Genomic DNA, 4,699 nt, shown 5'->3' on the forward strand with positions numbered 1-4,699 from the left:
GATGAGTGGACGTTACTCGCAGAATAAGCACCGGCTAACTCTGTGCCAGCAGCCGCGGTAATACAGAGGGTGCAAGCGTTAATCGGATTTACTGGGCGTAAAGCGCGCGTAGGCGGCCAATTAAGTCAAATGTGAAATCCCCGAGCTTAACTTGGGAATTGCATTCGATACTGGTTGGCTAGAGTGTGGGAGAGGATGGTAGAATTCCAGGTGTAGCGGTGAAATGCGTAGAGATCTGGAGGAATACCGATGGCGAAGGCAGCCATCTGGCCTAACACTGACGCTGAGGTGCGAAAGCATGGGGAGCAAACAGGATTAGATACCCTGGTAGTCCATGCCGTAAACGATGTCTACTAGCCGTTGGGGCCTTTGAGGCTTTAGTGGCGCAGCTAACGCGATAAGTAGACCGCCTGGGGAGTACGGTCGCAAGACTAAAACTCAAATGAATTGACGGGGGCCCGCACAAGCGGTGGAGCATGTGGTTTAATTCGATGCAACGCGAAGAACCTTACCTGGCCTTGACATAGTAGAAACTTTCCAGAGATGGATTGGTGCCTTCGGGAATCTACATACAGGTGCTGCATGGCTGTCGTCAGCTCGTGTCGTGAGATGTTGGGTTAAGTCCCGCAACGAGCGCAACCCTTTTCCTTACTTGCCAGCATTTCGGATGGGAACTTTAAGGATACTGCCAGTGACAAACTGGAGGAAGGCGGGGACGACGTCAAGTCATCATGGCCCTTACGGCCAGGGCTACACACGTGCTACAATGGTCGGTACAAAGGGTTGCTACCTAGCGATAGGATGCTAATCTCAAAAAGCCGATCGTAGTCCGGATTGGAGTCTGCAACTCGACTCCATGAAGTCGGAATCGCTAGTAATCGCGGATCAGAATGCCGCGGTGAATACGTTCCCGGGCCTTGTACACACCGCCCGTCACACCATGGGAGTTTGTTGCACCAGAAGTAGCTAGCCTAACTGCAAAGAGGGCGGTTACCACGGTGTGGCCGATGACTGGGGTGAAGTCGTAACAAGGTAGCCGTAGGGGAACCTGCGGCTGGATCACCTCCTTAACGAAAGATTGATTGGCCGGTAAGAATCCACAACAAGTTGTTCTTCTAAGATGTATCTGAGGGTCTGTAGCTCAGTTGGTTAGAGCACACGCTTGATAAGCGTGGGGTCACAAGTTCAAGTCTTGTCAGACCCACCAAGTCTACGGCAGAAAGATACATTAATGATATAAGCTGGGGACTTAGCTTAGTTGGTAGAGCGCCTGCTTTGCACGCAGGAGGTCAGGAGTTCGACTCTCCTAGTCTCCACCACGTACTTTAAAGAGTACGGCTAAGGTGTAGATTATAGAACTTAGTAAAAAGAAGGTCTTGAGATCTTATTTTATTAAGTTCTGTGATTTATCACAGTTTAGTGTGATCTGACGAAGACACATTAATTCATTAACAGATTGGAAAATATTGAGTCTGAAATAAATTGTTCAAACTCGATTAGATAAGAAGCTAACAAGCAATTGTTAGGTGACGATTTAATCCGAGAACTAGCAAATTAACTGAATCAAGCGTTTTGGTATATGAATTTAGATTGAAGCTGTACGGTGATTCAATTCACAGTACTTCAAACTGTAATGTTGATAATGCTACTTGTAGGCATTAGCGACTGTTTGGGGTTGTATAGTCAAGTAATTAAGTGCATGTGGTGGATGCCTTGGCAGTCAGAGGCGACGAAAGACGTGATAGCCTGCGAAAAGCTCCGGGGAGGCGGCAAATATCCTTTGATCCGGAGATGTCTGAATGGGGGAACCCACTTATCATAAGATAGGTATTGCATGATGAATACATAGTCATGCAAGGCGAACGAGGGGAAGTGAAACATCTCAGTACCCTTAGGAAAAGAAATCAATTGAGATTCCCTTAGTAGCGGCGAGCGAAAGGGGAACAGCCCATTAAGTTGTGTGTGTTCTAGTGGAACGCTCTGGGAAGTGCGAACGTAGAGGGTGATATTCCCGTACACGAAAGGGCACACACAATGATGACGAGTAGGGCGAGGCACGTGAAACCTTGTCTGAATATGGGGGGACCATCCTCCAAGGCTAAATACTCCTGACTGACCGATAGTGAACCAGTACCGTGAGGGAAAGGCGAAAAGAACCCCTGTGAGGGGAGTGAAATAGATCCTGAAACCGCATGCATACAAGCAGTGGGAGCCGACATGTTCGGTGACTGCGTACCTTTTGTATAATGGGTCAGCGACTTATATTCAGTAGCAAGGTTAACCGCATAGGGGAGCCGTAGGGAAACCGAGTCTTAATAGGGCGTATAGTTGCTGGGTATAGACCCGAAACCAGGCGATCTATCCATGAGCAGGTTGAAGGTTGGGTAACACTAACTGGAGGACCGAACCCACTGTCGTTGAAAAGCCAGGGGATGACTTGTGGATAGGGGTGAAAGGCTAATCAAGCCTGGTGATAGCTGGTTCTCCCCGAAAGCTATTTAGGTAGCGCCTCGGACGAATACCATAGGGGGTAGAGCACTGTTTCGGCTAGGGGGTCATCCCGACTTACCAAACCGATGCAAACTCCGAATACCTATGAGTACTATCCGGGAGACAGACTGCGGGTGCTAACGTCCGTAGTCAAGAGGAAAACAATCCAGACCGCCAGCTAAGGCCCCAAAATCATAGTTAAGTGGGAAACGATGTGGGAAGGCATAGACAGCTAGGAGGTTGGCTTAGAAGCAGCCACCCTTTAAAGAAAGCGTAATAGCTCACTAGTCGAGTCGGCCTGCGCGGAAGATGTAACGGGGCTAAAACTATGTGCCGAAGCTGCGGATGTAACTTTAAGTTACGTGGTAGGGGAGCGTTCTGTAAGCCGATGAAGGTGGATTGAGAAGTCTGCTGGAGGTATCAGAAGTGCGAATGCTGACGTGAGTAACGACAAAACGGGTGAAAAACCCGTTCGCCGAAAGACCAAGGGTTCCAGTCCAACGTTAATCGGGGCTGGGTGAGTCGACCCCTAAGGCGAGGCCGAAAGGCGTAGTCGATGGGAAATTGGTTAATATTCCAATACTTCTGTGTAATGCGATGAGAGGACGGAGAAGGTTAGGTCAGCCTGGCGTTGGTTGTCCAGGTGGAAGACAGTAGGCATGCATCTTAGGCAAATCCGGGGTGCTCTATGCTGAGAGTCGATAGCAAGCTAGTTTACTAGCGAAGTGGCTGATACCATACTTCCAAGAAAAGTCTCTAAGCTTCAGTTACACAGGAATCGTACCCGAAACCGACACAGGTGGTCAGGTCGAGTAGACCAAGGCGCTTGAGAGAACTCTGCTGAAGGAACTAGGCAAAATGGTACCGTAACTTCGGGAGAAGGTACGCTGTTGATGGTGATGGGACTTGCTCCCTGAGCGATTGACAGCCGCAGAAACCAGGCCGCTGCAACTGTTTATTAAAAACATAGCACTCTGCAAACACGAAAGTGGACGTATAGGGTGTGATGCCTGCCCGGTGCTGGAAGGTTAATTGATGGGGTTAGCGTAAGCGAAGCTCTTGATCGAAGCCCCAGTAAACGGCGGCCGTAACTATAACGGTCCTAAGGTAGCGAAATTCCTTGTCGGGTAAGTTCCGACCTGCACGAATGGCATAATGATGGCGGCGCTGTCTCCAGCAGAGGCTCAGTGAAATCGAAATCGCTGTGAAGATGCAGTGTACCCGCGGCTAGACGGAAAGACCCCGTGAACCTTTACTGCAGCTTGACATTGAACTTTGACCTTACTTGTGTAGGATAGGTGGGAGGCTTTGAAGATGGGACGCCAGTTCCATTGGAGCCATCCTTGAAATACCACCCTGGTAATGTTGAGGTTCTAACTCTGCCCCGTAATCCGGGGCGAGGACCATGTCTGGTGGGTAGTTTGACTGGGGCGGTCTCCTCCTAAAGAGTAACGGAGGAGTACGAAGGTGCGCTCAGCGTGGTCGGAAATCACGCGTAGAGTATAAAGGCAAAAGCGCGCTTAACTGCGAGACCCACAAGTCGAGCAGGTACGAAAGTAGGTCTTAGTGATCCGGTGGTTCTGTATGGAAGGGCCATCGCTCAACGGATAAAAGGTACTCTGGGGATAACAGGCTGATACCGCCCAAGAGTTCATATCGACGGCGGTGTTTGGCACCTCGATGTCGGCTCATCTCATCCTGGGGCTGAAGCAGGTCCCAAGGGTATGGCTGTTCGCCATTTAAAGAGGTACGCGAGCTGGGTTTAGAACGTCGTGAGACAGTTCGGTCCCTATCTACCGTGGGCGCTGGAAATTTGAGAGGATCTGCTCCTAGTACGAGAGGACCAGAGTGGACGAACCTCTGGTGTACCGGTTGTGACGCCAGTCGCATCGCCGGGTAGCTATGTTCGGAAGGGATAACCGCTGAAAGCATCTAAGCGGGAAGCCTACCTCAAGATAAGATTTCCCTAGGAATTTATTCCTCTAAAGAGCCGTTCAAGACTAGGACGTTGATAGGTTGGATGTGGAAGCATAGTGATATGTGAAGCTGACCAATACTAATTGCTCGTGAGGCTTGACTATACAACACCCAAACAGTTGTTGTAGCAAGATAAATTCGATACGAATACTTGATTTAGTGAAAGCTAGAACATAAAATACCGACTCAATATTCCAATCCGTTAAACTCATTTGGTACAAAGTACGGCACA

At 49.4% G+C, this 4,699-nt stretch carries 2 tRNA genes and 2 rRNA genes; all 4 read left to right on the forward strand.

Going from position 1 to position 4,699, the window contains the following annotated elements:
- A 16S ribosomal RNA gene (locus tag L2096_RS15965) occupies nucleotides 1–1,070 on the forward strand; the annotation flags it as partial.
- 60 nt (nucleotides 1,071–1,130) lie between these two features.
- Nucleotides 1,131–1,207 (forward strand) — tRNA-Ile (locus L2096_RS15970).
- A gap of 36 nt (nucleotides 1,208–1,243) precedes the next feature.
- A tRNA-Ala gene (locus L2096_RS15975) sits at nucleotides 1,244–1,319 on the forward strand.
- A gap of 362 nt (nucleotides 1,320–1,681) precedes the next feature.
- Nucleotides 1,682–4,571, forward strand: a 23S ribosomal RNA gene (locus L2096_RS15980).
- Nucleotides 4,572–4,699: the final 128 nt, after the last annotated feature.

This window comes from Acinetobacter sp. ACZLY 512 (genome assembly GCF_023614015.1).
Lineage (GTDB): Bacteria > Pseudomonadota > Gammaproteobacteria > Pseudomonadales > Moraxellaceae > Acinetobacter > Acinetobacter soli.